Source organism: Mesorhizobium sp. M7D.F.Ca.US.004.01.2.1 (assembly GCF_003997785.1).
Classification (GTDB): Bacteria; Pseudomonadota; Alphaproteobacteria; order Rhizobiales; family Rhizobiaceae; genus Mesorhizobium; species Mesorhizobium loti.
The window spans coordinates 1-409 of record NZ_RZRQ01000778.1 but is presented as its reverse complement, the minus strand read 5'-3'; the positions used below and the strand labels follow the sequence as shown (position 1 = coordinate 409).

The following is a 409-nucleotide window of genomic DNA, read 5'->3' as shown; positions in this document are numbered from 1 at the left end:
AGCATCAGACGAACAAGCGAAAACTGGCCATGGATGCATGTCTTCAGGTTCTGCGTGGTGAAGCTCAGCCGCCGGTAGCGAGACGGGCCTTCGTTGTAGCGGCGTTAGAAGCGAAAATCCTACGCAGCGACTGAGGTCGAAGCGGAACATCGCACCTCTCGACAACGGGCAGGTAGACCGGCAATATTTACCTCGATCGGAGATGGCATATGCGAAATTTGCCGAGCGACATCGATGCTGACGTTGTGATCGAAGTCAGTCGGCTTATCGATGATGCCGAGGATCTCTTGCCTTTGCCGGTGCACGAACTGGTCAAGCGGATTCGTACGATACTGCAGACCCGCCTTTCCGACCAAGCTATCGAAGAACTGGTGGTCGAGATGGCATCGACACGCGGGTTGCCCATGGT

General features: G+C 55.5%; 1 protein-coding gene and 1 pseudogene. Both read left to right on the top strand.

Going from position 1 to position 409, the window contains the following annotated elements; all coding sequences use genetic code 11:
* Positions 1–29: 29 nt before the first annotated feature.
* On the top strand, positions 30–134 hold the full coding sequence (locus EN993_RS36765; RefSeq protein ID WP_245469096.1) for a DUF982 domain-containing protein: 105 nt from the start codon (positions 30–32) through the stop codon (positions 132–134).
* Positions 135–209: 75 nt separating this feature from the next.
* Positions 210–409 (top strand): annotated as a pseudogene (locus EN993_RS36760) (hypothetical protein); the annotation flags it as partial.